The organism is Klebsiella sp. BIGb0399 (assembly GCF_003752615.1).
In the GTDB taxonomy this organism is placed as follows: Bacteria; Pseudomonadota; Gammaproteobacteria; order Enterobacterales; family Enterobacteriaceae; genus Klebsiella; species Klebsiella lignicola.
In genome coordinates, this window is record NZ_RKHT01000005.1 from 1,100,678 (window position 1) to 1,124,282 (window position 23,605).

Below are 23,605 nucleotides of genomic sequence, written 5' to 3' on the forward strand. Positions count from 1 at the left end.
GCGCCCCCGGGACAGAAATCTCAACGTTTGGCCGTCTGCAGCTGGCAGTTGTCCAGCACGACATGATCGCGTTTGTAGATGGTGGCGCTGTCGCCTTTCGACCAGAACACATAAACACCATCGGTATAACGCGCGCCGGAGGCTGAAATACCCTGCTGCAGGTTCAGTTGCTGATTGTCATAAATGAAGCTGGCAACCTGACGCGTGTTGTTGATATGCACCGTCAGCGGTTTCTGATCGCACTGGTATTCCAGCGTATTAGTCTGCATCCGGTCCACAAACTGGTTGTAGTAGCTACAGCCTGCAAGCATAAAAGGGAGAACAACAATAAGGATTTTTTTCATTCGTTTGCCTTCGACTTTCCCGGTCCAGAGGGGCCTGTCGCCCCCCGTTAATTCAGCCAGTTTACCGGTTAATCCATAAGAGGGATTTCAGTTAACTCTGATTTTGCCGCGGGCCGGCAGGGAAAATGGCCCCGAGTATCGACGCCTCGGAGGCACCGGTGACCGACGGTAAATTGCCCGGCAGCCCGGACATGGTACGCCATGCCAGCCAGGCAAACGCCAGCGCTTCCATATCATCGCCGCTGATGCCCGCCGCGTCGGTAGTCGAGACCTCGGTTCCCGGCAGCAGCGCCGCCAGCCGAGCCATCAACAGCGGGTTACGCGCGCCGCCGCCGCATACCAGCAGGCGTTCACAGCCGCCGCTCAGCATGACCTGCTCGGCGATGGTCACCGCCGTTAACTCAACCAGGGTCGCCTGGACATCCTGGGCACGCAGCCCGGAGAAACGCGCCAGATGCTGTTCCAGCCAGCCATAGTTAAAATATTCGCGTCCGGTGCTTTTCGGCGCCGGCAGCGCAAACCACGGGTCGCTGAGCATATTCTGCAGCAGCGGCAGCAGGACTTTGCCTTCGCTGGCCCATTGCGCATCTTTATCGTACGGTTTCCCACATTGACGCCAGATCCAGGCATCCATCAGCATATTGCCCGGCCCCGTATCATACCCGCGCACCGGCACACCCGGCGCTAACAGTGACAGATTGGCAATCCCCCCGATATTGAGCACGATCCGCCGCTCGACCGGATGCGCCAGCAGCGCGTGGTGGAAAGCCGGTACCAGCGGCGCGCCCTGCCCGCCGAGGGCAATATCGCGGCGACGAAAATCGCCGACGACGGTCACGCCGGTCTTTGCCACAATCTGATTGTTATCGCCGATTTGCAGAGTGTGCGGCGCCTCGCCGGTAGGCTCATGCCACACCGTTTGCCCATGGCAGCCGATGGCAACGATATCCGCCGCCTGCAGTTTCTCCTGGCGCATCAGCGCCAGCACCGCATCGGCAAACAGCCGTCCCAGACGCGTATCCAGACGGCCAAACTGCGACAGCGTCAGCTGCTGTCCCTGGCAGATGGCGAGGATCTCTTCTTTTAAGGCAATGGGAATGGGGTATGACAGGCTCGCCTGCTGTGCCACCACGTTTTCATTGATTGCCGCCAGAACAACATCGATACCATCAAGGCTGGTACCGGACATGACGCCAATAAAGTGACCTGATTTCATACACCTTCCTCATTCCATGATTCGTTTACGCCACACTCAATCATAAAGCGCGGGGCATTGCTATGGCGTAATAATGTTTATTAACACTAAAACGACAAGGTTGCGCATAGCGTAAAGCACCTGTGTTTATGTTAGGTTGAGAAGCGTCTGATTATTATTTTTGCATACTCCATGCTGCAGGTATGCCCGTCGTCGATGAAATACCATATAATTGAGCGCATGGACGTTCAACAGAACACTATTTAGTGAAGGAGATTCATCAATGATTTTACGTGTTTTGGCTGTCTCGATGATTGGTTTATCACTTGCCGGCTGCGTCAGCAGCAGTGGCCTCTCCGGAGACGTTTACTCCGCATCAGAAGCCAAACAAGTGCAGAGCGTCACCTACGGGACCATCGTTCATACTCGCGCCGTACAGATTCAGAGCGGTGACGACAGCAATGCGATCGGTGCTATCGGTGGTGCGGTTCTTGGTGGTTTTCTGGGTAACACCATCGGTGGTGGTACCGGTCGTTCACTGGCAACTGCCGCGGGTGCCGTCGCAGGTGGCGTAGCAGGCCAGGGCGTGCAAGGCGCGATGAACAAAACCCAGGGTGTTGAGCTGGAAATCCGTAAAGATGACGGTAACACCATTCTGGTGGTTCAGAAACAGGGCACAACCCCGTTCTCCGTCGGTCAGCGTGTTGCCATTGCTGGCAGCGGCAGCCAGGTTACGGTGTCCCCACGTTAATCTTTTCAATAATGCGGCCTGTTCGGGTCGCATTACTTTTTCATACACCAGGTTAATCTCCGCACGGTCTCTTACTATTCAGGCACGACCTTCCCTCGCCGCCCTTCACTTTCTCATCCAACATTTGCGTTTGCTCAATATTCCGCTGTCACAGCTCTGTATATTATTAAGAAAATTCGCATTCCAAACATAATAAATCTGAGCCAGCAACCCAACCTATCACATGGATGTAACTAATGTTTATTGAGCGTCATCACTTAGTAAAAAGAACATTAATCTTTCTGGCTATCGGCATTATTGCCATTGGTCTGATACATTTGTTCTCCGAGTCATTAATTAGTCGTATGCCGACATTTAATCCACTGCTCTTTCCCGTACTGACGGTTTTTTTATTAATACTTCATGTGACCATTTCCTGTTTTATGGTCATGAAGTACTGGTGTAACCGCAAACGTCTGTACCTGATCGCGATTGCCTGCGCCTTTGCGGGCTCGTCACTGCTGATGTTCGGTACGCTAAGCAGCTATCCGGCGTGGTTCCTGTGTGACTCGGGGCTGCTGACCAACGCTAATGATGCGCTGATTTTTTACAGCTTCCGCAATATGATGATGATGGTGTTGTTCATTCTCAGCATCTCCTTATTCCACTTCCGTCATAGCGAGAAACTCACGCGCAAAGCGCACACCTTCATATTAATGTTTTGCCTCTTATTTACGGGGTTCATCTGTGTGTTATCGTGGATGTATTCAAGCCACAATTCATTACTTTATATCACACTAATTGACAATATCACCTTAACGCACTCAGCGCTGTGGCATAATATTCTGGGTTGTTTGATGGCGATCGGGTGGTTTATCACTCTGTTATTTCTGGTTTCTATTACCCAGCTTCGCAATGTATTTTGGTACAGCGGTGCTTTTTTCTGCAGCGCCTATATATTTACACTGGCTTTTCTTTTATTGACCAGCGGCAACACCGAATACGCCTGGTATTACGCCAGAATATTTGAAGTTATCAGTACCTTATTTATGTTTTTTATCCTGTTATGCGATGTATTCAGCCTGTACCGAAAATCCGAGCAGAAATATATGACCTCATATCAAAACTCGATTCGCGACTCGTTGACCCGACTGTACAACCGTAGCCATTTTTACGACACCCTGACCAGGCAGTTATCGACGGTGTCCACCTGTCAGCCGTTGTCGGTGATCGTCTGCGACCTCGACTTCTTCAAACGCATTAACGATAACTATGGCCACGTGCAGGGAGACAAAGTCATCCAGTACGCCGCCAGCGTCCTGCAGAAGAATGTCCGCACCCAGGACGCCGCCGCCCGTATCGGCGGGGAAGAATTTGCCCTGCTGCTGGTCGGCACCGGACCGCAAGATGCTCTGGCGGTGGCGGAACGCATTCGTCTGGCCGTCAACGAGAAACAAGAGGACCTGCCGGAGCAAATGACCATCAGCGCCGGCATTTTCACCGTTTATGATAGCGCCCTGAGTCCGGAAGAGTGCGTGAAGCGAGCCGATGCGGCCATGTATCAGGCCAAAAATAGCGGCAGAAATCGCGTGGTGGTGTGGGAGGAATAAGCAAAAAAGGGCCTTGAGAAATCAATGCCCTGAATAGATTAGTCTTTTGCCTGCAAATCGAGGATATTGTGTTCCAGTTTACGCACCAAATGGAGCAGCGTTTCCACCTCTTCTGGTGAAATGCCGGACAGAATTTCATCGCGTGTCTTACCGATCACCTCTTCCATTTCGTTGATCAGTGGTTCCGCTTTTTCCGTCAACCTGATGCGTTTCGCACGCCTGTCGTTGGCACAGGTCTGGCGAGAAATAAGGCCTTTCTCCTCCAGCTGATCCAGGGTGCGCACCAAAGAAGGTTGCTCAATACCAATCGCTTTCGCCAGTTGAATTTGCGACTGCTCAGGCGGCAGCTGATGAATATTGTGCAGCGTAACCCAGTGCGTCTGCGTTAACTCCAGAGGTTTCAGGCGATGGTCGATCAGCGCGCGCCAGACGCGGACTAAACGTGCCAGATCAGAACCTAGTGGCGATTCCAATTTCATCTCCTTATAATTAGCTTGCTAAGTTATTATACTGATTTTAGAATAGTTTGCAGTATTTAAATTAGCAAAACAAATGAATTACCTGATTCACCAACATCAAAACAATGATTTACACTGTGTAATAGTAGCATGCCCTGAACTTACTCCCTGCAATAGCAAAGGATTTTTGCTTGTGAAACTGAGTCTTAACACGTCAGGATTGTCGCTCCAGGACCTGATTTTTGGCGCGTCCATCTACTTTCCTCCCCTGTTTAAAGCCGTTCTGCTGGGATTTTTTGTCTGGCTGGTGATCCATCGTCAGCTGCGCGACTGGATGTATGCCGGTGATATCTGGCATCCCCTGCTAATGGACCTGTCCTTATTCGCGCTTTCCGTTTGTCTGGCTCTGGTTTTACTGACTGCCTGGTAATGTTCACGACATGAAAAAACTAAAATATCTCTCGACCCTGTTTGTTGCCGCCCTCGCCCTCATTGCCGCCTGGCTGGTGTGGAACTACTACACCCAGTCCCCCTGGACCCGGGATGGCAAAGTGCGCGCAGAGCAGGTCAGTATTACGCCCCAGGTTTCCGGCAGCATCCTTCAGCTTAACGTTCGCGATAATCAGCTCGTGAAAGCCGGCGACGTGCTGTTTCGCATCGATGATACCCCTTACCGCATCGCCCTCCTGAACGCCCAGGCGCAGCTCGCGAAGGCTCAGGCGGAGATGGCAAAAGCCAAAGCAGAACAGAGCAAAGCGGCGAACGATGCCCAGCGCCGCCGTCACCTGACGAAAGATGCGATTTCCGCCGAAGATCTGGAGAACGTCAATACCGCACTGAATACCGCCAATACTGGCCTTGAGGCGGCCAAAGCGGTCGTTGGCGTGGCGCAGGCCAGCCTGGAACACGCCCGCTGGCAGCTCGGTCAGACCGAGGTGAAATCCCCGGTCGACGGCTGGGTCACTAATCTGAGCACCCGGGTCGGGGACTATGCCGCCGTCGGTCATCCGGTCTTTGCCCTGGTCGACAGCCATTCGTTCTATGTCATCGGTTACTTTGAAGAGACCAAGCTGCGCCATATCCGCGCCGGCGATAGCGCGCAGATCGTCCTCTACAGCAGCAAACAGACGTTACAGGGTCACGTAGGCAGTATCGGCCGTGCCATCGTCGACCAAAGCGTCGAGGGGGGAAACAGCCTGGTGGCAAACATCAAGCCCAATATCCCGTGGGTGCGTCTGGCCCAACGCGTGCCGGTGCGCATCGAGTTTGATGCCCTGCCGCCAGAGACCACCTTGGTTTCCGGTACCACCTGCACCGTCTCGATTGGCGCGCCATGATGAAACTGCAGGCCCTGTTGTGGCGTGCGCTGCCGTGGGTTAAGGCCAGCCGGCCGCAGTGGCGATACGCGCTGCGCAACGGCATCGCCATGTGCCTGGCGCTGAGCATCGCCTACTGGCTGAACCTCGATGAGCCCTACTGGGCGATGACCTCCGCCGCCGTCGTCAGCTTCCCGACCGTCGGCGGGGTGATCAGCAAAAGCTTTGGCCGCATCGCCGGCAGCCTGCTCGGGGCCTGCGCCGCGCTGTTGCTCGCCGGGCATACCCTCAACGACCCGTGGCTGTTCCTGCTCAGCATCTCGGCGTGGATCGCCTTCTGTACCTGGGCCTGCGCGATGTATACCAACAACGTGGCCTATGCCTTCCAGCTCGCCGGCTATACCTGCGCGATAATCGCCTTCCCGGTGATTAACATTACCGATGCCAATGAGCTGTGGACCATCGCGCAGTCGCGAGTGTGCGAGGTTATCGTCGGGATCCTCTGCGGCGGGCTGATGATGATGATCATGCCCAGCACCTCCGACGGCACCACGCTGCTGACGGCGTTGAAAAACATGCACGCGCGCCTGCTTGAACACGCCAGTCTGCTGTGGGTGCCGGAAACCACCGATGCGATTCGTAGCGCCCACGAAAGCGTGATCGGGCAAATTCTGACCATGAACCTGCTGCGTATTCAGGCCTTCTGGAGCCACTACCGTTTTCGTCGGCAGAATCCGCTGCTCAATTATTTACTCCACCAGCAGCTGCGCCTCACCAGCGTCATCTCCAGCCTGCGCCGGATGTTGATCAACTGGCCGGCAGCCCCGGCAGAGACCCGCCAGGTGCTGGAGACGCTGCTCGTCGCTCTCGCCAGTCCGCAGGCCGATTTTTACAGCGTCGCGCGGATTATCGCCCCGCTGGCGCCTCCCGCCGGGGCCGACTACCGCCACCTCGCCGTGTGGAAGCGCCTGCGCTACTTTTGTCGTTTGTATCTCGACAGCAGCCGCTGGATCCGCCGGGTGGAAAATGCCTCGGCGATCGCCGAATTTAACGTCCCGTCCGCCCCGGCGTTAGCGCGCCATACCGATCAGGCTGAAGCGCTGTGGAACGGTATCAGGACCTTTTGTGCCCTGGTGGCGGTGGGCGCCTGGGGCATCAGCACCCAGTGGCAGGCCAGCGCCGCTGCGCTGACCCTGGCGGCTATCTGCTGCGTGCTTTACTCCGTCTCGCCATCGCCGTTCAAATCATTAACGTTACTGATGCGTACGCTGGTTTTGCTGTCGGTGTTCAGCTTTGCAGTGAAGTTCGGCCTGATGGTACAGATAACCGATCTGTGGCAGTTTTTGTTATTCCTGTTCCCGCTGCTAACCACCATGCAATTGCTCAAGCTGCAGATGCCCAGGCTGGCCGGTCTGTGGGGACAGCTGATTGTTTTTATGGGCTCGTTTATTTCGGTGACCAACCCGCCGGTGTATGACTTCGCCGCTTTCCTCAACGACAATCTCGGCAAAATCATCGGCGTCGGCTTTGCCTGGCTGGCGTTTGCGGTGATTAGCCCGGGTTCCGATGCGCGCAAGAGCCGGCGTCATATCAAAACGTTACGCCGTCACTTTGTCGATCAGCTAAGTCGTCACCCGCAGCACAGCGAGCATGAGTTTGAATCGCTGGTGTATCACCATATCAGCCAGTTAAGCCACAGCCAGGATGCCCTGGCCCGCCGCTGGCTGCTGCGCTGGGGAGTGGTGCTGCTCAACTGTTCGCATGTGGTCTGGCAGCTGCGAGAATGGGAAACCCGTTCGGATCCGCTGTCGCAGGTTCGTGATTTGTGTATTAGTCTGCTGCGCGATGTGATGAGCGAACGTGGCGTTCAGCAACGCCCGCTGGCCTCTACGCTGCGTGAGCTGCAGCATATTTGCGACACCCTGAGCCATCACCATCAACCGGCGGCGAAAGAGCTGGCAGCGGTGATCTGGCGGCTGTATTGCGCCCTGTCTCAGCTTGAGCAGGCGCCCGCTATCGGGACGATAACGGAAAGCGCGATGGTGGAGAACAAAACGCAGTGAACGCCTCCGCCGTCGCGGAGGCGGGATAACGCTTACGGGACGTCGTAACCTAACGCCGCTTTACGGATGCGGAACCACTGCTGGCGAGACATGTTCAGTTTCTCTGCCACCACCGCCGAGCGCACGCGCTCTATTTTTCCGGAGCCGATAATCGGCAGCGGCTGGGACGGCAGGCGCAGGATCCACGCATACACCACCTGTTCAATGCTCTCGGCGTTCAGCTCATGAGCGACCTGCGCCAGTTCATCGCGCAGCGGCTGGAAGCGCTCGTCATTGAACAGGCTGCCACCGCCAAGGCACGACCAGGCCATCGGCCGGATGCGCAGCTGCTGGAGCTGGTCCAGGGTGCCATCCAGCAACAGCGGCTGATGCACCGGAGAGATTTCCACCTGGTTAGTGGCCAGGGTAAACGGCAGGCGCGATTGCAGCAGGGTAAACTGCGCCGGCGTAAAGTTGGATACGCCGAAGTGACGGACTTTACCGCTGTGATGCAGCGCGAGGAAGGCTTCCGCCACCTCGTCCGCGTTCATCAACGGGTCCGGGCGGTGAATCAGCAGCAGATCCAGATGATCGGTCGCCAGATTACGCAGGGACTGTTCCGCGCTTAAAACGATGTGGTCACGGTCGGTAATATAGTGGCCGATGGTGTTTTCGGCGCGGGCTTTGGTGGCAATCCCGCACTTGCTGACAATCTCCATCCGGCTACGCAGGTGCGGTGCCAGCTTGAGGGCTTCACCAAACGCCGCTTCACACTGATAATCACCGTAAATATCCGCATGGTCGATGGTCGTAATGCCCAGATCCAGGTGCTGCTCGATAAAACTCACCAGCGCGCTGGGGGACATGTTCCAGTCCATCAACCGCCAGTAGCCCATAACAAAACGCGAGAATTCCGGCCCCTGTGGAGCCATAGCAATACGCTGAACCATAACGACATCCTCAACAAATAAGTGGGTTGAGTATACGCAATTTTGTCATTAAAACAGTGAGGGTTGCTGCGGTTCTTCCGCGGCCTGGGGTTTATTCGCGCGTAATTTGCGCAGCAATCGCTGGCGGCACAGGCGCAGGACATCCTGTTTTTGCACATCACTCATGGTTTGCCATTGAAAACGCTCCTCGCGACTGCGAAAGCAGCCCCGGCAAAAGCCGCGCTCATCTGACTGACAAATTCCCCGGCACGGACTTTGTACCGGGAAAAACTCCAGCTGCTCTGCCACCACACTGCCCCCGTCGCTGATCTGTATCGTTTATTGAAGACGTTTCAACCGGACTACGCAACTTTTGTTCTTCAGGCTCTGCGCCAGGCGGCACTTTACTTTTTTTCTTGCATTAGACCAATCGGTCTATTACAGTGAGCCCCATGAACAAACATAGCGAATGCGATACCCGCGAACACATCCTTGCCACCGGTGAACAGCTGTGCATGCACCGCGGTTTTACCGGCATGGGACTGAGCGAACTGTTAAAAATAGCAGAAGTGCCGAAAGGCTCTTTCTACCACTATTTTCGCTCAAAGGAAGCTTACGGCGTTGCGCTGCTGGAATATCACTACGCCGGCTATCTTCAGCGACTGGTGGAGCACTTTTCCCACGGCGAAGGCAACTATCGCGATCGTCTGCTGGCGTACTACCAGCACACCCTGACGCAGTTTTGCCAGCAGGGCATTATCAGCGGCTGTCTGACGGTGAAACTTTCCGCAGAAGTGTGCGACCTGTCTGAATCGATGCGTGAAGAAATGAACAAAGGCGCCAGCCAGATTATTCATCTGCTGGGTGACGCGCTGGAGCACGGACGCCAGGAAGGCAGCCTGCAGTTTAGTGGCGATGCATTCACCCTCTCCCAGGTGCTGTACTCCCTGTGGCTGGGTGCCAATTTGCAGGCCAAGATTACCCATAGTGCGATGCCTCTGGAAAGTGCCCTCGCCCATGCGAAACACATTATTGCTGCGCCTGACGTTTAACAGGCGTTTTTATTTACCGAATTTCTAGACGACCGGTCTACTCAGGAGTCATCATGTCCGAATCAAAACTGTTTTCACCCTTGAAAGTCGGTGCGGTAACCGTACCTAACCGCGTATTTATGGCTCCATTGACGCGTCTGCGAAGCATCGAGCCGGGCGATATCCCGACCCCGCTGATGGCAGAGTACTATCGTCAACGCGCCAGCTCCGGTCTGATTATCACCGAAGCCACGCAGATTTCGGCCCAGGCGAAAGGCTACGCCGGTGCACCGGGTCTGCACAGCCCGGAACAAATTGCCGCATGGCAGAAAATTACCGCTGGCGTTCACGCTGAAGAGGGGCATATCGCCGTTCAGCTGTGGCACACCGGCCGTATCTCCCACAACTCCCTGCAGCCTGGCGGCGAAGCGCCGGTAGCGCCTTCCGCTCTCAGCGCAGGCACCCGAACTTCCCTGCGCGATGAAAACGGCCATGCGATCCGCGTCGATACCTCAATGCCGCGCGCGCTGGAAACCGCTGAAATCCCGGGTATCGTTGACGAATTCCGCCAGGCGGTAGGTAACGCCCGCGACGCCGGCTTTGATCTTGTTGAACTGCACTCGGCCCACGGCTACCTGCTGCACCAGTTCCTCTCCCCGTCCTCCAACCACCGTACTGACCAGTATGGCGGCAGCGTCGAAAACCGCGCGCGCCTGGTGCTGGAAGTGGTTGATGCGGTCAGCAAAGAGTGGAGCGCCGATCGTATCGGCATCCGCGTCTCGCCGATTGGCAGTTTCCAGAATGTCGATAACGGTCCGAATGAAGAAGAAGATGCGCTGTATCTGATTGAAGAGCTGGCCAAACGCGGGATCGCCTACCTGCACATGTCCGAGCCGGACTGGGCCGGTGGTCAGCCGTATAGCGACGCGTTCCGTCAGAAAGTTCGCGCCCGTTTCCCAGGGGCGATTATCGGTGCCGGTGCCTACACCGTGGAAAAAGCCAACGATCTGATCGGCAAAGGGTTAATCGACGCGGTGGCCTTTGGTCGCGACTATATCGCCAACCCGGATCTGGTGGCTCGTTTGCAGCATAAAGCACCGCTGAACCCGCAGCGCCCGGAAAGCTTCTACGGCGGTGGCGCAGAAGGTTATACCGATTATCCGACGCTGTAATTTCCCGGATTAGCGCGGCGGTATCCCGCCACCATGTTCCCCTTTGCCCGCTCAGCGTGCGCATCGGGGCGCTAATCGGGATGAGATTGTCAGGGCCGCCTGAAATGGCGGCTTTTTTGCGTTATAGTGCCTCTGTGTTAGAAACGTCCTGGCCGTTTTCTGACACTATTCTGACCATCGTATATACGGCTTCTGTCTGGAGGCTGTAATAAAGGAGTATAAAATCATGCGCTTACTTCACACCATGCTGCGCGTTGGCGATCTGCAGCGTTCTATCGAGTTTTACACCAACGTGCTGGGCATGAAGCTGCTGCGCACCAGCGAAAACACCGAGTATAAATACTCGCTGGCCTTCGTCGGTTACGGTGAAGAAACCGATACCGCCGTCATCGAGCTGACCTACAACTGGGGCGTCGACAAGTATGACCTCGGTAACGCCTACGGCCATATCGCGCTGAGCGTAGAGAACGCAGCCGAGGCCTGTGAGCTGATTCGCCAGAACGGCGGCAACGTCACTCGCGAAGCCGGCCCGGTCAAAGGCGGCACGACGGTTATCGCTTTCGTTGAAGATCCTGATGGTTACAAAATCGAACTGATTGAAGAGAAAGACGCTGGCAAAGGTCTCGGTCACTAACCGGCTTCGGGCGCACCGGCGCCCGCTGTTTTCTCCCCCTTCCTGCTGCAAGGCACGGCAAAATTTGCCATAATGCGCGCTACTTTTTTCCAGTGAAGAGAATCTGATGTCCGAGAACGTTCAACTTAATGGTCTGTGCGACCGTTTTCGTGGTTTCTACCCCGTGGTTATTGATGTAGAAACCGCCGGATTTAATGCGAAAACCGATGCCCTGCTTGAGATCGCCGCCATTACCTTAAAAATGGATGAGCAAGGCTGGTTGATGCCGGACGAAACGTTGCATTTTCATGTTGAACCTTTCGAAGGCGCCAATCTTCAGCCTGAAGCGCTGGCCTTTAACGGCATCAATCCGAACGACCCCGAGCGCGGAGCAGTGAGCGAGTACGACGCCCTGCACGCCATTTTCAAAATGGTGCGTAAAGGGATTAAGGATAACGATTGTAATCGTGCCATCATGGTGGCGCACAACGCCACCTTCGATCTCACCTTTACGATGGCTGCCGCCGAACGCGCCGGGCTTAAACGTAATCCGTTTCACCCTTTTGTGACCTTTGATACCGCCGCGCTGAGCGGGCTGGCTCTGGGTCAGACGGTGTTGTCCAAAGCGTGTCTGGCCGCCGGAATGGCGTTTGATGGTAGCAAGGCGCACTCGGCGCTGTACGATACCGATCAGACCGCCCAGCTGTTTTGCGAAATCGTCAATCGCTGGAAACGCCTTGGCGGCTGGCCGTTGCCACTCGCCGAACAACAATAAAAGACAAAAAAAAGCGACTTCCACGGAAGTCGCTTTTTACTTTTCGCAGGTTTATTCTGCTTTCGGCGCTTCGCTGTTGTACTTAGCCGCCGTTTCTTTGATCAGCTGCTGCAGTTCGCCGCGCTGATACATTTCAATCACGATGTCGCAACCACCAACCAGCTCGCCATCCACCCACAGCTGCGGGAAGGTCGGCCAGTTCGCGTATTTCGGCATTTCCGCGCGAATATCCGGGTTCTGCAGGATATCAACGTAAGCAAAACGTTCGCCACATGCAGAGAGTGCCTGCACTGCCTGGGCGGAAAAACCGCAGCTTGGCAGTTTCGGGGACCCTTTCATGTACAGCAGGATCGGGTTTTCAGCGATTTGACGTTGGATTTTTTCTACAGTCGTGGTCATTGTCATGCTTCCTTAACTTCTATACGGCAGTAATTTTCATTGTAGCGTCCTGGACGCAGGACGGATAATAACATTTTTTTCACTCCCGACAGTTTATCTTCTGTGCCCAGAAGTTGCTTTAGAAATATCACTTTGGCACCGCAAATGCTGCACCACTGTACATTTTCCGTACAATGTGGTTAATGTCTGAGATAATTTTTTGCAATTGTTAATCAAACGACACTTTAGATACAAAAGAGTATTAACTATCCCGGTTTTTATGCTTTAGAATCGTTGAGTTTTGTCATTCACTGTCAGGTATGTATATATCTGTCATTAATCAGGGGATTGCTCAGTGGCGCGGCTAAACAAAATCGCGATTTCGCTCTGTGCATTACTGTTTACATCGATCTCATTTACACCACTGGCGCATGCTTCAGGGCATACGCACAGCTCTGCTACGCCAAAAGCGCACCCGGCCAAAGGCACTACCGAACGTAAGAAAAAAGCCAGCAGTCAAAAATCCAGGTCCACTACCAAAACCACCAGCAAGCAAACCGCCACCACGTCCCGCAGCAGACATCCTACCCGTACCACCAGCGCCAGCCAAACGGCATTAACCGGCCAGGCCGCCGGTAGCAGCAAAAAATGCGTCCTGCGTAAAGGGTATAAAAAGCAGTGTGCTAAATCGCTGACGTCGAGCGCAGAGCCGGCACCGGTCATGGCCAGCCTGCAGACTAAATGTGTGGTGCGTAAAGGCTACAAAAAACGCTGTAAACCGGCGACTGAAGCGCAGCCGCTGACGCTGGCGGACGCCCACAAGGCACGGGTCCAGAAAGCGCAAAGTACCGCCATGTCGAAGCTGATGGACCAGATTGGCAAACCGTATCGCTGGGGTGGCACCTCACCGCGCACTGGTTTCGATTGCAGCGGCCTGGTCTACTATGCCTATAAAGATCTGGTGAAAATTCGCATTCCACGTACCGCCAATGAGATGTACCACCTGCGCGACGCCCGTCCGGTTGACCGCGGCGAGCTGCAAAGCGGCGATCTGGTCTTCTTCCGTACCCGTGGGCGTGGCACCGCCGACCACGTTGGCGTTTATGTCGGCAACGGCAAATTTATCCAGTCACCGCGTACCGGTCGCGATATTCAGATAACCTCATTAAGCGAGGATTACTGGATCCGTCACTACGTGGGCGCGCGTCGGGTCATGACCCCGAAAACCATTCGCTAACCGCCTGCCGCATCAGCGGCAGGCTGCCGGTTACGCGCAATGTGCAGCGCATTTTCCCCTCTCCAGCCGCGTTTATCTGCTCTCTTTTCCCTCGTGACGTGTCACGCTTTCTTCTATAGCGTTTGTTAAATATACCCTTTATTAATGCAAGGCTTTTAACTCTCTCCGGCAAGTGTTAGCATCCTGATCACAATAAAAACCTGTGGTATTCGCTACGGCAATCCACAGTACATGCTGTATCCGGATGGTCATACATCCTTTAAATGTGAGAAGAAATCAAGAAGTTATAAGGAGAGTAACAATGTCGTTTGAATTACCTGCATTACCGTATGCAAAAGACGCCCTGGCGCCGCACATTTCCGCAGAAACCCTGGAATACCACTACGGCAAACATCACCAGGCCTATGTCACTAACCTTAATAATCTGATCAAAGGCACCGGGTTTGAGGGTAAATCGTTAGAAGAGATCGTCCGCACTTCCGAAGGTGGCATCTTCAACAACGCCGCTCAGGTCTGGAACCACACCTTCTACTGGAACTGCCTTGCACCGAATGCTGGCGGTGAACCGGAAGGCGCTCTGGCGGCAGCCATCAACAGCGCTTTCGGCAGCTTTGCTGATTTTAAAGCTAAGTTTACCGATGCTGCAGCGAAAAACTTTGGTGCCGGTTGGACCTGGCTGGTCAAGAATGCCGATGGCAGCCTGAGCATTGTCTCCACCAGCAACGCTGGCACGCCGCTGACTGGCGACGCCACCCCGCTGCTGACGGTGGATGTCTGGGAACATGCCTATTACATCGACTACCGTAACGCCCGCCCTGAGTATCTGGCGCACTTCTGGGCGCTGGTAAACTGGAAGTTTGTTGCTGAAAGACTGGCGGCATAAAAGATATTGCAGAAGGGGTAACCCTTCTGCAAATAGCATCACTGTCCGACAAGCGCCTCTTCCGGCTGCGAACGGCTACCCACCACCACCAGTAGCAGAGCCAGGCCGGCGATGATCGCCCCCATCACCGGAACAAACGCGTAACCCAGACCACCCGAGATCACCGCCCCACCGGCAGCAGCCCCCAGCGCATTCCCCAGATTAAACGCCCCGATGTTGACCGACGAAGAGAGACCCGGCGCTTCATGCGCAACGCGCATCACCCGCATCTGCAACGGCGGCACCACCGCAAAGGTCGCGGCACCCCAGACCACCATACTGACAGCGGCCCCCAGCTGCGTCTGCGCCAGTAACGGAATCGCCAGCATAATCACCATCAACAGCAGCAGAAAGCCCTTCAGCGTCCCGGAGACGGAGCGGTCGGCGAATTTACCGCCCAGGTAGTTGCCCAGCGAGAAGCCCACGCCAATCAACACCAGCATCGCGGTGACAAACAGCGGCGAAGCATGGGTGATGGTATGAAGCACAGGAGAAATGTAGGTATAGAGGGTGAACATGGCTCCCGCCCCAAGCACCGTGGTCAACAGGGCGGAAAGCACCTGCGGGCGCACCAGCACCGACAGCTCCTGTTTAACATTCGGACGCTCGCCGGCACTGCCTTTAGGCAGAGAGAACCACAGGCTGACCATCGCCACCACGCCCAGCCCTGCGGTAGCGAGGAACGACATCCGCCAGCCGATAGTCTCGCCAAGCCAGGTCGCCGCCGGCACGCCGCCGATATTGGCGATCGTCAGCCCCATAAACATGGTGGCAACCGCGCTGGCCTGTTTGTCTTTCGGGACGACGCTGGCGGCCACTACCGAACCGAGACCAAAGAAAGCGCCATGGTTAAGGCTGGTGATAATGCGTGAAATCAGCAGCGTGGTGTAATCCGGTGCCATGGAAGAGAGAACGTTGCCGAGGGTGAAGATCGCCATCAGGAAAATCAGCGCGTTTCTTCGCGCGCGATGAGAAAGCAGCAGCGTCATCAGCGGCGCACCAACCATCACACCGATCGCATAGGCGCTGATCAGCATTCCCGCAGCCGGAATAGACACGTCTACGCCTTTGGCAATGACCGGCAGTAATCCCATCGGGGAAAACTCCGTCGTACCAATACCAAATGCGCCTATCGCCAGCGCGAGCAGGGGAAAGTTGATTTTCATTACATGACTCCAGCAGACCGTCATCGGCGACGGTATCTCATCAGAAGTCAAAAGCATGACATCAATCACAGAAAAACAAAAGTAAACGAAATGGCAAAAGATTTTTGCGAAAATGATAATAATGGCGGGAACGGGGGGAAAGTGACCTCTCCCCCGGGAAAATTAGTGCAGAACTGCGGTCAGCCCGGCGGCAACGATTAGACCTAGAACAATAATCGTTGTTGTCAGCGAAAATTTTAAATCTGTATCCATCAATTTTTCCCCCTGTTTTTCCCACACGAAAAGTGAGCTTGCTCATTTTTGCACAATATCGCATAAAAATCTTCCAGGATTTAGGGTGATACACATTTTTGCTCTTCCCCTTTGCCGCAAGATCGGACAAAATCCCACGCTAATTTGAAAGCGTATCGGCCATTGACCCCTTCCTGTCGTTCTGTGTCGTTTTCCCGACGTGATGCAATGTTGAACATTGTATTCAGGGTGTGTTTAGGCAAACGTTTACGTACCGATTATCAGACGTTCAGGTCAAGGTCTGGAGTGAGAAGTAATGGCAACTATTAAAGATGTAGCGAAGCGCGCAAACGTTTCCACTACAACAGTATCACATGTTATTAACAAAACCCGTTTCGTTGCGGAAGAGACGCGCAATGCGGTCTGGGCCGCCATTAAAGAACTGCACTACTCACCGAGTGCCGTCGCGCGCAGCCTGAAGGTTAATCACACCAAATCTATTGGTCTGCTGGCGACCAGCAGCGAAGCGGCCTATTTTGCTGAAATTATCGAAGCCGTTGAAAAAAGCTGCTTCCAGAAAGGCTATACCCTGATTCTGGGTAATGCGTGGAACGATCTCGAAAAGCAGCAGGCCTACCTGTCAATGATGGCGCAAAAGCGCGTCGACGGCCTGCTGGTCATGTGCTCCGAATATCCGGAATCGGTGCTGAGCATGCTGGAAGAGTACCGCCATATTCCAATGGTGGTGATGGACTGGGGCGAGGCCAAGGCCGACTTTACCGATTCAGTCATCGATAACGCCTTTGAAGGCGGCTATATGGCCGGTCGTTATCTGGTGGAACGCGGCCATCGCGAAATTGGCGTGATCCCCGGCCCGCTGGAACGTAACACCGGTGCCGGACGTCTGGCAGGCTTTATGAAAGCCATGGAAGAAGCGCAGATTTCCGTACCGGACAACTGGATTGAACAGGGTGACTTCGAACCGGAGTCCGGTTATCGCGCGATGCAGCATATCCTGAACCAGCACCACCGCCCGACGGCAGTCTTCTGCGGCGGCGACATTATGGCGATGGGCGCTATTTGCGCAGCGGATGAAATGGGGCTGCGCGTGCCGCAGGACATTTCGCTGATCGGCTATGACAATGTGCGCAACGCTCGCTATTTCAGTCCGGCGCTGACCACGATTCATCAGCCGAAAGACTCTCTCGGCGAAGCCGCGTTTAATATGCTGATGGACCGTATCGTCAACAAGCGTGAGGAGTCCCAGTCTATCGAGGTTCACCCGCGCCTGGTCGAACGTCGTTCCGTCGTTGACGGTCCGTTTGTCGATTACCGCCGCTAGTCCCCTGCCCGGCGCCGGTTAGTCCGGCGCCCGCAACCATTCCCGGTTTAACGTTTCACTATCACCAAGATAATCCAGCATCCACAGCAGCGCGGGCGATGCATCGCTCTGTTGCCAGGTCAGGCAGCACGCCGCATCCGGAAACGGGTTTTCTAGTTCAAGGGCAACCCATTCTCCCCGGTCGATCCACGGACGGGCAAAGTGCGTCGGTACCATCCCCACGCAAAGCCCGGCAGACAGGCAGGTGGCAGAGGATTCCCAGTCGGGCACCACCACGCGCTTTTGGTTATCCAGCAGCCAGGTCGTGCGTTTTGGTAAAGACCGGGAAGTATCCTCTCTGACCAATGAGGGCCAGTTGCGCAACTCGTCATCGCTTAGCGGACTGGTCATCTGCGCCAGCGGATGATGGCTGGCCACCACGCAGTGCCAGTTCAGCATACCCATATCGCGAAAGGCGTAGCGCCCCCCGACCGGAATCGAACGCGTCGCCCCAATCGCCAGCTCCACGCGGCCATCCGCCAGCGCATCCCAGACGCCGTTGAACACTTCCTGAAAGACAATCAGCTCAACGTCCGAAAAGTGACGATAAAAATCGACAATCATCTGGCGCATCCGCGCCGGTTTGACGATGTCATCGACAGCAATCGACAACTGGCCGCGCCAGCCATTGGCTATCTGCTGGCACTGCTGGCGGGTGATCTGCATTTTTTTGATAACAGAGCGCCCCTCCTGTAAAAACCAGACCCCGGCCGGGGTTAATTCGACATCCCGATGGCGACGTTCAAACAGCGGAACTGCCAGCCACTCTTCCAGCTGACGAACGGTGTAGCTGATGGCGGAAGGGACGCGATGGAGCTCCTGCGCTGCCGCGCTAAAGCTGCCGTTGCGGGCGACAGCATCAACAACTTCCAGTGAGTATTCAGACCACATATTCTGCCTACAAAAATTTTGAATGCATGTAGCAAATATTAGCGTTTCACAAGCCAGAATGCACTCCCTACACTCTGCGGCATTATACCGGCATCAGCAGAAGAGAATGTTATGCAACAACCTGGGAAAGGATTTTTAGTTTGGCTGGCGGGACTCAGCGTGCTGGGTTTCCTGGCCACCGACATGTACCTACCGGCCTTCGCGGCGATTCAACACGACCTCAACACCTCCGCGGCCTCGGTCAGCGCCAGCCTGAGCCTGTTCCTCGCCGGTTTCGCCATCGGACAGCTGTTCTGGGGCCCGCTCTCTGACCGTTACGGGCGTAAACCGATTCTGCTGAGCGGCCTGGCGATCTTCGCCATCAGCTGTCTGGGAATGCTGTGGGTCCGCGACGCGACGCTGATGCTGGTCCTGCGCTTTATTCAGGCCATCGGCGTCTGTGCGGCTGCGGTCACCTGGCAGGCGATGGTGACGGACTATTATCCGGCGCAGAAAACAAACCGCATTTTTGCCACCATCATGCCGCTGGTCGGTTTATCCCCGGCGCTGGCGCCGCTGCTCGGCAGCTGGCTGCTCAACCATCTGGAATGGCAGGCGATTTTTGCCACCCTTTTCGTCATCGCCCTGCTGCTGATGGTCCCGGCCCTGCGCCTGAAGCCGGTGCACAAACCGGCCGGCGATGCGCAGAAGAAACTGACCTTCCTGACGCTGCTGCGTTCTCGTGAATACAGCGGTAACGTGCTGATCTACGCCGCCTGCTCTGCCAGCTTCTTCGCCTGGCTGACCGGCTCGCCGTTTATTCTGCATGATATGGGTTATGGTCCGACGGCTATCGGGCTGAGCTACGTGCCGCAAACCATCGCCTTCCTGATTGGCGGTTATGGCTGCCGTGCGGCGCTGCAAAAATGGCAGGGTCAACAGCTGCTGCCGTGGCTGCTGGTGGTGTTCGCCGTCAGCGTCGCCGCCACCTGGATGGTCGGGCGTCTTGAAAATGCCTCAATCGTCGGCGTGATGATTCCGTTCTGCGTGATGGCGATTGTGAACGGCGGGATTTACCCGATCGTTGTTGCCCAGGCGCTGAAGCCATTCCCGCAGGCTACCGGGCGCGCCGCGGCGTTGCAGAACACTCTGCAGCTCGGGCTGTGCTTCCTGACCAGTCTGTTGGTCTCCGCGCTGATCGCCACGCCGCTGCTGACCACCACCAGCGTGATGCTGGTTTCTATTGTGCTGGCCGGGATTGGCTACGTTATGCAGCGCCAGAACGCCTGCCTGACGGTCGGCTCATCGCACGCCTGATCGGTTATAAGCATGCTAAGGCCCAGTAATTAGCATGCTAAGAGGTTTTTATTGAAAGCCGGATTTCAGCAGCCTATACTGGATCCGGCATCACATAAATAGACCTTTTATTGTATTTAACGGGGGCAGGATGCGTCCCGTTTCACCATGGATGGCCTTTCGGCAAGGGTTATCGCCCTTCCTCTGTTCTACGTCGGATAGCAGCTTCACGGATATTCCGTGAGATTTCTCACAAAGCCAAAAAAGCGTCTACGCTGTTTTAAGGTTCTGATCACTTGGGCGTGATGGAGAAGCTATGAGTTCATCGTGTATAGAAGAAGTAAGCGTACCAAACGACGACTGGTACCGAATTGTAGCCGAGTTACTCGGCCGCGCGGGCATTGAGATTAATGGCTCCGCTCCCTCCGATTTGCAGATTAAAAACCCGCTTTTCTTTAAACGCGTTTTGCAAGAAGGTTCACTCGGACTCGGTGAGAGTTATATGGACGGCTGGTGGGATTGCGAGCGGCTGGATATATTCTTCCACCGTGTGCTGCGCGCCGGGCTGGAAAATCAGCTCCCGCACCATCTTAAAGATACGCTACGTATTGCCGGCGCTCGCCTGTTTAATCTGCAAAGTAAAAAGCGCTCCTGGATTGTCGGGAAAGAGCATTACGATCTTGGTAATGACCTTTTCAGCCGGATGCTCGATCCGTTCATGCAATATTCCTGCGCCTACTGGAAAGACGCCCAATCGCTGGAAGAAGCCCAGCAGGCAAAACTCGATCTTATCTGCCGCAAGCTGCAGCTGGAGCCGGGAATGCGGGTGCTGGACATCGGTTGCGGCTGGGGTGGGCTGGCCTATTACATGGCGAAGCATTATCAGGTCAGCGTAGTTGGCGTGACTATTTCGGCCGAACAACAAAAAATGGCCCAGCAGCGTTGCGAGGGACTGGACGTCACCATTTTGCTCCAGGATTATCGCGACCTGGAGGACAGCTTTGACCGGATTGTCTCCGTCGGTATGTTTGAACACGTCGGCCCGAAAAATTACGCCACCTATTTTAATGTGGTTGACCGTAATCTGAATGCCGATGGTCGCTTCTTATTACACACTATCGGTTCGAAAAAAACCGACCACAGCGTTGACCCATGGATCAATAAATATATCTTCCCGAACGGCTGTCTGCCGTCGGTTCGGCAGATTGCCCAGGCCAGCGAATCGCACTTCGTGATGGAAGACTGGCATAATATGGGGGCCGACTACGATACGACGCTGATGGCGTGGTGTGAGCGTTTCCTGGCGACCTGGCCGGATATTGCAGATAACTACTCAGAACGATTTAAACGTATGTTCAGTTATTATCTGAACGCTTGCGCCGGGGCTTTTCGTGCGCGCGATATTCAGCTATGGCAGGTGGTCTTTTCACGCGGGGTCGAAAACGGCCTGCGGGTGGCTCGTTAAATCATCCCCCGTTACGACGGGGGATATGCTTTTACTACGTATGCTCTGATACCCAAAATAATTCGAGTTGCTTGTAGCCGGCAAAGCAACTTGAAGGATTATGGGGGTATTACTCTTCAGCGGCGTTCTGCGCCGCATCTTTCGCCGCCAGTACGCGTTCTACGGTATCCACCACCGCCTGCGTTTGCGGGTCGATTTCGATATTCACCCGGTCACCCAGTTTTTTTACCCCAAGGGTAGTACGCGTGAGCGTTTCCGGAATCAGATGCACGCAAAAACGGGTCGGCGTGACCTCTCCCACCGTCAGGCTAATACCGTCTACCCCGACATAACCTTTATAGAGAATATATTTCATCAGCGCCGGGTCCTGAACCTTAAACCAGATCTGACGGTTATTCTCGGAGGTTAAAATCTTAACGATGTCGGCGGTCGTCATAATATGCCCCGACATCAGATGGCCGCCAATCTCATCACTAAAACGCGCGGCGCGCTCAACGTTGACATTATCACCCTCTTTTACCGCCCCGAGGTTGGTAATGCGCAGCGTCTCTTTCATCAGATCAAAACTGACACGCGGACCGTCGATTTCGGTCACCGTCAGGCAGCAACCGTTGTGCGCCACTGATGCGCCGGTCTCGAGGCCTTCGAGCATATGCTCAGGTAATTCCACGACATGAGTGCGAAAATTAGGTTTTTCATCGATGGACACCACTTTTGCGGTCCCCTGCACAATGCCAGTAAACATGCTTTGCTCCTGTAGACTTTGGTGACGGTATCATTACCGTTATATCTGCCTGGAACAATAACAGGTGCTAAAACAGGTTGCCAGCGCCCTTCGTGCCCTACCATTTTTTCACTGGCTTAATAGCGTATCCTCGCTACAATAGACTGGAAAACCCCTCTGCTCTTTCTTCTTGCTGCCATTTAAGGCCGCTTTTCAGTTTCAAAATAACAACAATATAAAGGTGTTCACGTGCAGAAGTATTTTATTGAAGCGCGTCAGTTATTAGCACTGGCTATTCCTGTGATCATTGCGCAGGTCGCTCAGACAGCAATGGGCTTTGTCGATACCGTGATGGCGGGTGGCTATAGCGCCACCGATATGGCGGCGGTAGCCATCGGGACATCCATCTGGCTTCCCGCTATTCTTTTCGGCCACGGGCTGCTGCTGGCGCTGACGCCGGTGGTCGCGCAGATGAATGGCTCCGGGCGTCGCGACCGAATTGCACACCAGGTGCGTCAAGGGTTCTGGCTGGCGGGGTTCGTCTCGCTGCTGGTCATGGTGGTGCTGTGGAACGCCGGGTACATTATTAGCTCGATGCACAATATCGACCCGGCCCTCGCCGACAAAGCCGTTGGCTACCTGCGCGCTCTGCTGTGGGGCGCTCCCGGCTACCTCTTTTTCCAGGTTGCGCGTAACCAGTGCGAAGGCCTCGCGAAAACCAAACCGGGGATGGTCATGGGATTTATCGGCCTGCTGGTCAATATTCCCGTTAACTATATTTTTATCTACGGTCATTTTGGCATGCCGGAGCTCGGCGGCGTTGGCTGCGGCGTGGCGACGGCTGCCGTGTACTGGGTGATGTTCATTTGCATGATTACCTGGGTGCGCCGCGCCCGTTCAATGCGTGACATTCGCAATCAAACCGGGTTCAGTAAACCGGACTTCAGCGTCCTGACGCGCCTGGTGCAATTAGGTCTGCCTATCGCACTGGCGCTGTTCTTCGAGGTGACGCTGTTTGCGGTAGTCGCATTGCTGGTCTCTCCGCTGGGTATTGTCGATGTTGCCGGCCACCAGATTGCCCTCAACTTTAGCTCGCTGATGTTCGTACTGCCGTTGTCGCTGTCGGCGGCGGTCACTATCAGGGTTGGTTTCCGCCTTGGGCAAGGCTCAACGCCGGACGCTCAGGTCTCTGCCAGAACCGGGGTCGGCGTGGGGGTTTGCATGGCCGTAATCACCGCGATTTTCACCGTCGTCATGCGCGAGCAGATTGCCCTGCTGTATAACGACAATCCGGAGGTTGTTACCCTGGCGTCTCATCTGATGCTGCTGGCGGCTATCTATCAGCTCTCGGACTCCGTGCAGGTTATCGGCAGCGGGATCCTGCGTGGCTACAAAGACACGCGGTCGATCTTCTTTATTACCTTCACCGCCTACTGGGTACTCGGCTTGCCAAGCGGCTATCTGCTGGCCTTAACCGATATCGTTGTTCCGCGGATGGGACCGGCGGGTTTCTGGTGCGGATTTATCATCGGATTAACCTCCGCGGCAATTCTGATGATGCTGCGTATGCGCTTCCTGCAGCGCCAGCCGGCAAACATCATATTGCAGCGCGCGGCGCGCTAACGGCTTAAGGCACCTCGTTCCGGGGTGCCTTTTTTGTTCTCCGCGACGCGGACAGCTCCCACCGATATCCCCGTTGTACATTCGGTTACGTGCCGAT

At 55.1% G+C, this 23,605-nt stretch carries 25 protein-coding genes; 15 read left to right on the forward strand and 10 right to left on the reverse strand.

Annotated elements, in window-relative coordinates:
* Positions 1–20: 20 nt before the first annotated feature.
* Positions 21–344 carry a C-type lysozyme inhibitor gene (gene mliC, locus EDF82_RS05615; RefSeq protein WP_123754588.1) on the reverse strand — a complete coding sequence of 108 codons (324 nt, stop codon included), beginning with the start codon at positions 342–344 and terminating at the stop codon, positions 21–23.
* A 91-nt stretch (positions 345–435) separates the two neighbouring features.
* A complete protein-coding gene (gene anmK / locus EDF82_RS05620) occupies positions 436–1,560 on the reverse strand; it encodes an anhydro-N-acetylmuramic acid kinase (protein ID WP_123754589.1) in 1,125 nt (374 codons plus the stop codon).
* Positions 1,561–1,822: 262 nt separating this feature from the next.
* Here anmK and slyB point away from each other — a divergent pair, with 262 nt between their 5' ends.
* Together slyB and EDF82_RS05630 are read left to right on the forward strand one after the other, a co-directional pair.
* Positions 1,823–2,290: an outer membrane lipoprotein SlyB gene (slyB, locus tag EDF82_RS05625; RefSeq protein WP_004862684.1), complete on the forward strand. Its 468-nt coding sequence runs from the start codon at positions 1,823–1,825 to the stop codon at positions 2,288–2,290.
* A 236-nt stretch (positions 2,291–2,526) separates the two neighbouring features.
* Positions 2,527–3,879, forward strand: coding sequence for a GGDEF domain-containing protein (locus EDF82_RS05630; RefSeq protein ID WP_123754590.1), 1,353 nt, complete (start codon positions 2,527–2,529; stop codon positions 3,877–3,879).
* 38 nt (positions 3,880–3,917) lie between these two features.
* On the opposite strand, the gene slyA is transcribed toward EDF82_RS05630, so the two are convergent.
* Entirely contained in the window at positions 3,918–4,358 is a 441-nt protein-coding gene (gene slyA, locus EDF82_RS05635; protein WP_123754591.1) for a transcriptional regulator SlyA, read from the reverse strand.
* 172 nt (positions 4,359–4,530) lie between these two features.
* Here slyA and EDF82_RS05640 point away from each other — a divergent pair, with 172 nt between their 5' ends.
* The 3 genes from EDF82_RS05640 to EDF82_RS05650 are packed head-to-tail and all read left to right on the forward strand — an operon-like array spanning position 4,531 to position 7,716.
* Positions 4,531–4,767, forward strand: coding sequence for a DUF1656 domain-containing protein (locus EDF82_RS05640; protein ID WP_123754592.1), 237 nt, complete (start codon positions 4,531–4,533; stop codon positions 4,765–4,767).
* Positions 4,768–4,777: 10 nt separating this feature from the next.
* On the forward strand, positions 4,778–5,674 hold the full coding sequence (locus tag EDF82_RS05645; protein WP_123754593.1) for an HlyD family secretion protein: 897 nt from the start codon (positions 4,778–4,780) through the stop codon (positions 5,672–5,674).
* On the forward strand, positions 5,674–7,716 hold the full coding sequence (locus tag EDF82_RS05650) for an FUSC family protein (protein ID WP_123755490.1): 2,043 nt from the start codon (positions 5,674–5,676) through the stop codon (positions 7,714–7,716). The genes EDF82_RS05645 and EDF82_RS05650 overlap by 1 nt, the downstream gene beginning before the upstream one ends.
* A gap of 32 nt (positions 7,717–7,748) precedes the next feature.
* Here EDF82_RS05650 and EDF82_RS05655 read toward each other — a convergent pair whose 3' ends face one another.
* Positions 7,749–8,645 carry an aldo/keto reductase family oxidoreductase gene (locus EDF82_RS05655; protein WP_123754594.1) on the reverse strand — a complete coding sequence of 299 codons (897 nt, stop codon included), beginning with the start codon at positions 8,643–8,645 and terminating at the stop codon, positions 7,749–7,751.
* 48 nt (positions 8,646–8,693) lie between these two features.
* Positions 8,694–8,936 (reverse strand): DUF1289 domain-containing protein, encoded by a 243-nt coding sequence (locus EDF82_RS05660; RefSeq protein ID WP_174509365.1) that lies wholly within the window; start codon positions 8,934–8,936, stop codon positions 8,694–8,696.
* Between the two features lie 140 nt (positions 8,937–9,076).
* Here EDF82_RS05660 and EDF82_RS05665 point away from each other — a divergent pair, with 140 nt between their 5' ends.
* The 4 genes from EDF82_RS05665 (at position 9,077) to rnt (ending at position 12,215) form a co-directional block, all read left to right on the forward strand.
* Entirely contained in the window at positions 9,077–9,676 is a 600-nt protein-coding gene (locus EDF82_RS05665; protein WP_123754595.1) for a TetR/AcrR family transcriptional regulator, read from the forward strand.
* 53 nt (positions 9,677–9,729) lie between these two features.
* Positions 9,730–10,827 (forward strand): alkene reductase, encoded by a 1,098-nt coding sequence (locus EDF82_RS05670; protein ID WP_123754596.1) that lies wholly within the window; start codon positions 9,730–9,732, stop codon positions 10,825–10,827.
* A gap of 226 nt (positions 10,828–11,053) precedes the next feature.
* On the forward strand, positions 11,054–11,461 hold the full coding sequence (gloA, locus tag EDF82_RS05675) for a lactoylglutathione lyase (RefSeq protein ID WP_123754597.1): 408 nt from the start codon (positions 11,054–11,056) through the stop codon (positions 11,459–11,461).
* 106 nt (positions 11,462–11,567) lie between these two features.
* Positions 11,568–12,215, forward strand: a complete 648-nt coding sequence (rnt, locus tag EDF82_RS05680) for a ribonuclease T (protein WP_123754598.1) — start codon at positions 11,568–11,570, stop codon at positions 12,213–12,215.
* A 51-nt stretch (positions 12,216–12,266) separates the two neighbouring features.
* Here the strand turns inward: rnt and EDF82_RS05685 are convergent, their stop codons facing one another.
* Complete coding sequence (locus tag EDF82_RS05685; protein ID WP_123754599.1) at positions 12,267–12,614, reverse strand: Grx4 family monothiol glutaredoxin; 348 nt, start codon at positions 12,612–12,614, stop codon at positions 12,267–12,269.
* Positions 12,615–12,948: 334 nt separating this feature from the next.
* Between EDF82_RS05685 and EDF82_RS05690 the strand changes: the two genes are divergently transcribed.
* Entirely contained in the window at positions 12,949–13,830 is an 882-nt protein-coding gene (locus EDF82_RS05690; protein ID WP_123754600.1) for a C40 family peptidase, read from the forward strand.
* Positions 13,831–14,131: 301 nt separating this feature from the next.
* Entirely contained in the window at positions 14,132–14,713 is a 582-nt protein-coding gene (sodB, locus tag EDF82_RS05695) for a superoxide dismutase [Fe] (RefSeq protein ID WP_123754601.1), read from the forward strand.
* A 38-nt stretch (positions 14,714–14,751) separates the two neighbouring features.
* Here the strand turns inward: sodB and EDF82_RS05700 are convergent, their stop codons facing one another.
* Positions 14,752–15,918 carry an MFS transporter gene (locus EDF82_RS05700; protein ID WP_123754602.1) on the reverse strand — a complete coding sequence of 389 codons (1,167 nt, stop codon included), beginning with the start codon at positions 15,916–15,918 and terminating at the stop codon, positions 14,752–14,754.
* 162 nt (positions 15,919–16,080) lie between these two features.
* Positions 16,081–16,170, reverse strand: coding sequence for a YnhF family membrane protein (locus EDF82_RS05710; protein ID WP_004862736.1), 90 nt, complete (start codon positions 16,168–16,170; stop codon positions 16,081–16,083).
* A gap of 295 nt (positions 16,171–16,465) precedes the next feature.
* On the opposite strand from EDF82_RS05710, the gene purR reads away from it, so the two are divergent.
* Entirely contained in the window at positions 16,466–17,491 is a 1,026-nt protein-coding gene (gene purR / locus EDF82_RS05715) for an HTH-type transcriptional repressor PurR (protein ID WP_123754604.1), read from the forward strand.
* Positions 17,492–17,509: 18 nt separating this feature from the next.
* On the opposite strand, the gene punR is transcribed toward purR, so the two are convergent.
* Positions 17,510–18,421 (reverse strand): DNA-binding transcriptional activator PunR, encoded by a 912-nt coding sequence (gene punR / locus EDF82_RS05720; protein ID WP_123754605.1) that lies wholly within the window; start codon positions 18,419–18,421, stop codon positions 17,510–17,512.
* A 111-nt stretch (positions 18,422–18,532) separates the two neighbouring features.
* Here punR and punC point away from each other — a divergent pair, with 111 nt between their 5' ends.
* Positions 18,533–19,717 carry a purine nucleoside transporter PunC gene (gene punC / locus EDF82_RS05725; protein WP_123754606.1) on the forward strand — a complete coding sequence of 395 codons (1,185 nt, stop codon included), beginning with the start codon at positions 18,533–18,535 and terminating at the stop codon, positions 19,715–19,717.
* Positions 19,718–20,012: 295 nt separating this feature from the next.
* On the forward strand, positions 20,013–21,161 hold the full coding sequence (gene cfa / locus EDF82_RS05730) for a cyclopropane fatty acyl phospholipid synthase (protein WP_123754607.1): 1,149 nt from the start codon (positions 20,013–20,015) through the stop codon (positions 21,159–21,161).
* 109 nt (positions 21,162–21,270) lie between these two features.
* On the opposite strand, the gene EDF82_RS05735 is transcribed toward cfa, so the two are convergent.
* Entirely contained in the window at positions 21,271–21,906 is a 636-nt protein-coding gene (locus EDF82_RS05735) for a riboflavin synthase subunit alpha (protein ID WP_123754608.1), read from the reverse strand.
* Between the two features lie 228 nt (positions 21,907–22,134).
* Between EDF82_RS05735 and mdtK the strand changes: the two genes are divergently transcribed.
* On the forward strand, positions 22,135–23,508 hold the full coding sequence (gene mdtK / locus EDF82_RS05740) for an MdtK family multidrug efflux MATE transporter (RefSeq protein WP_123754609.1): 1,374 nt from the start codon (positions 22,135–22,137) through the stop codon (positions 23,506–23,508).
* Positions 23,509–23,605: the final 97 nt, after the last annotated feature.

Coding starts and splice junctions, on each gene's coding strand:
- mliC (WP_123754588.1), bottom strand. CDS start 344: ATGAAAAAAATCCTTATTGTTGTTCTCCCTTTTATGCTTGCAGGCTGT.
- anmK (WP_123754589.1), bottom strand. CDS start 1,560: ATGAAATCAGGTCACTTTATTGGCGTCATGTCCGGTACCAGCCTTGAT.
- slyB (WP_004862684.1), top strand. CDS start 1,823: ATGATTTTACGTGTTTTGGCTGTCTCGATGATTGGTTTATCACTTGCC.
- EDF82_RS05630 (WP_123754590.1), top strand. CDS start 2,527: ATGTTTATTGAGCGTCATCACTTAGTAAAAAGAACATTAATCTTTCTG.
- slyA (WP_123754591.1), bottom strand. CDS start 4,358: ATGAAATTGGAATCGCCACTAGGTTCTGATCTGGCACGTTTAGTCCGC.
- EDF82_RS05645 (WP_123754593.1), top strand. CDS start 4,778: ATGAAAAAACTAAAATATCTCTCGACCCTGTTTGTTGCCGCCCTCGCC.
- EDF82_RS05650 (WP_123755490.1), top strand. CDS start 5,674: ATGAAACTGCAGGCCCTGTTGTGGCGTGCGCTGCCGTGGGTTAAGGCC.
- EDF82_RS05655 (WP_123754594.1), bottom strand. CDS start 8,645: ATGGTTCAGCGTATTGCTATGGCTCCACAGGGGCCGGAATTCTCGCGT.
- EDF82_RS05665 (WP_123754595.1), top strand. CDS start 9,077: ATGAACAAACATAGCGAATGCGATACCCGCGAACACATCCTTGCCACC.
- EDF82_RS05670 (WP_123754596.1), top strand. CDS start 9,730: ATGTCCGAATCAAAACTGTTTTCACCCTTGAAAGTCGGTGCGGTAACC.
- gloA (WP_123754597.1), top strand. CDS start 11,054: ATGCGCTTACTTCACACCATGCTGCGCGTTGGCGATCTGCAGCGTTCT.
- rnt (WP_123754598.1), top strand. CDS start 11,568: ATGTCCGAGAACGTTCAACTTAATGGTCTGTGCGACCGTTTTCGTGGT.
- EDF82_RS05685 (WP_123754599.1), bottom strand. CDS start 12,614: ATGACCACGACTGTAGAAAAAATCCAACGTCAAATCGCTGAAAACCCG.
- sodB (WP_123754601.1), top strand. CDS start 14,132: ATGTCGTTTGAATTACCTGCATTACCGTATGCAAAAGACGCCCTGGCG.
- EDF82_RS05700 (WP_123754602.1), bottom strand. CDS start 15,918: ATGAAAATCAACTTTCCCCTGCTCGCGCTGGCGATAGGCGCATTTGGT.
- EDF82_RS05710 (WP_004862736.1), bottom strand. CDS start 16,170: ATGGATACAGATTTAAAATTTTCGCTGACAACAACGATTATTGTTCTA.
- purR (WP_123754604.1), top strand. CDS start 16,466: ATGGCAACTATTAAAGATGTAGCGAAGCGCGCAAACGTTTCCACTACA.
- punR (WP_123754605.1), bottom strand. CDS start 18,421: ATGTGGTCTGAATACTCACTGGAAGTTGTTGATGCTGTCGCCCGCAAC.
- punC (WP_123754606.1), top strand. CDS start 18,533: ATGCAACAACCTGGGAAAGGATTTTTAGTTTGGCTGGCGGGACTCAGC.
- cfa (WP_123754607.1), top strand. CDS start 20,013: ATGAGTTCATCGTGTATAGAAGAAGTAAGCGTACCAAACGACGACTGG.
- EDF82_RS05735 (WP_123754608.1), bottom strand. CDS start 21,906: ATGTTTACTGGCATTGTGCAGGGGACCGCAAAAGTGGTGTCCATCGAT.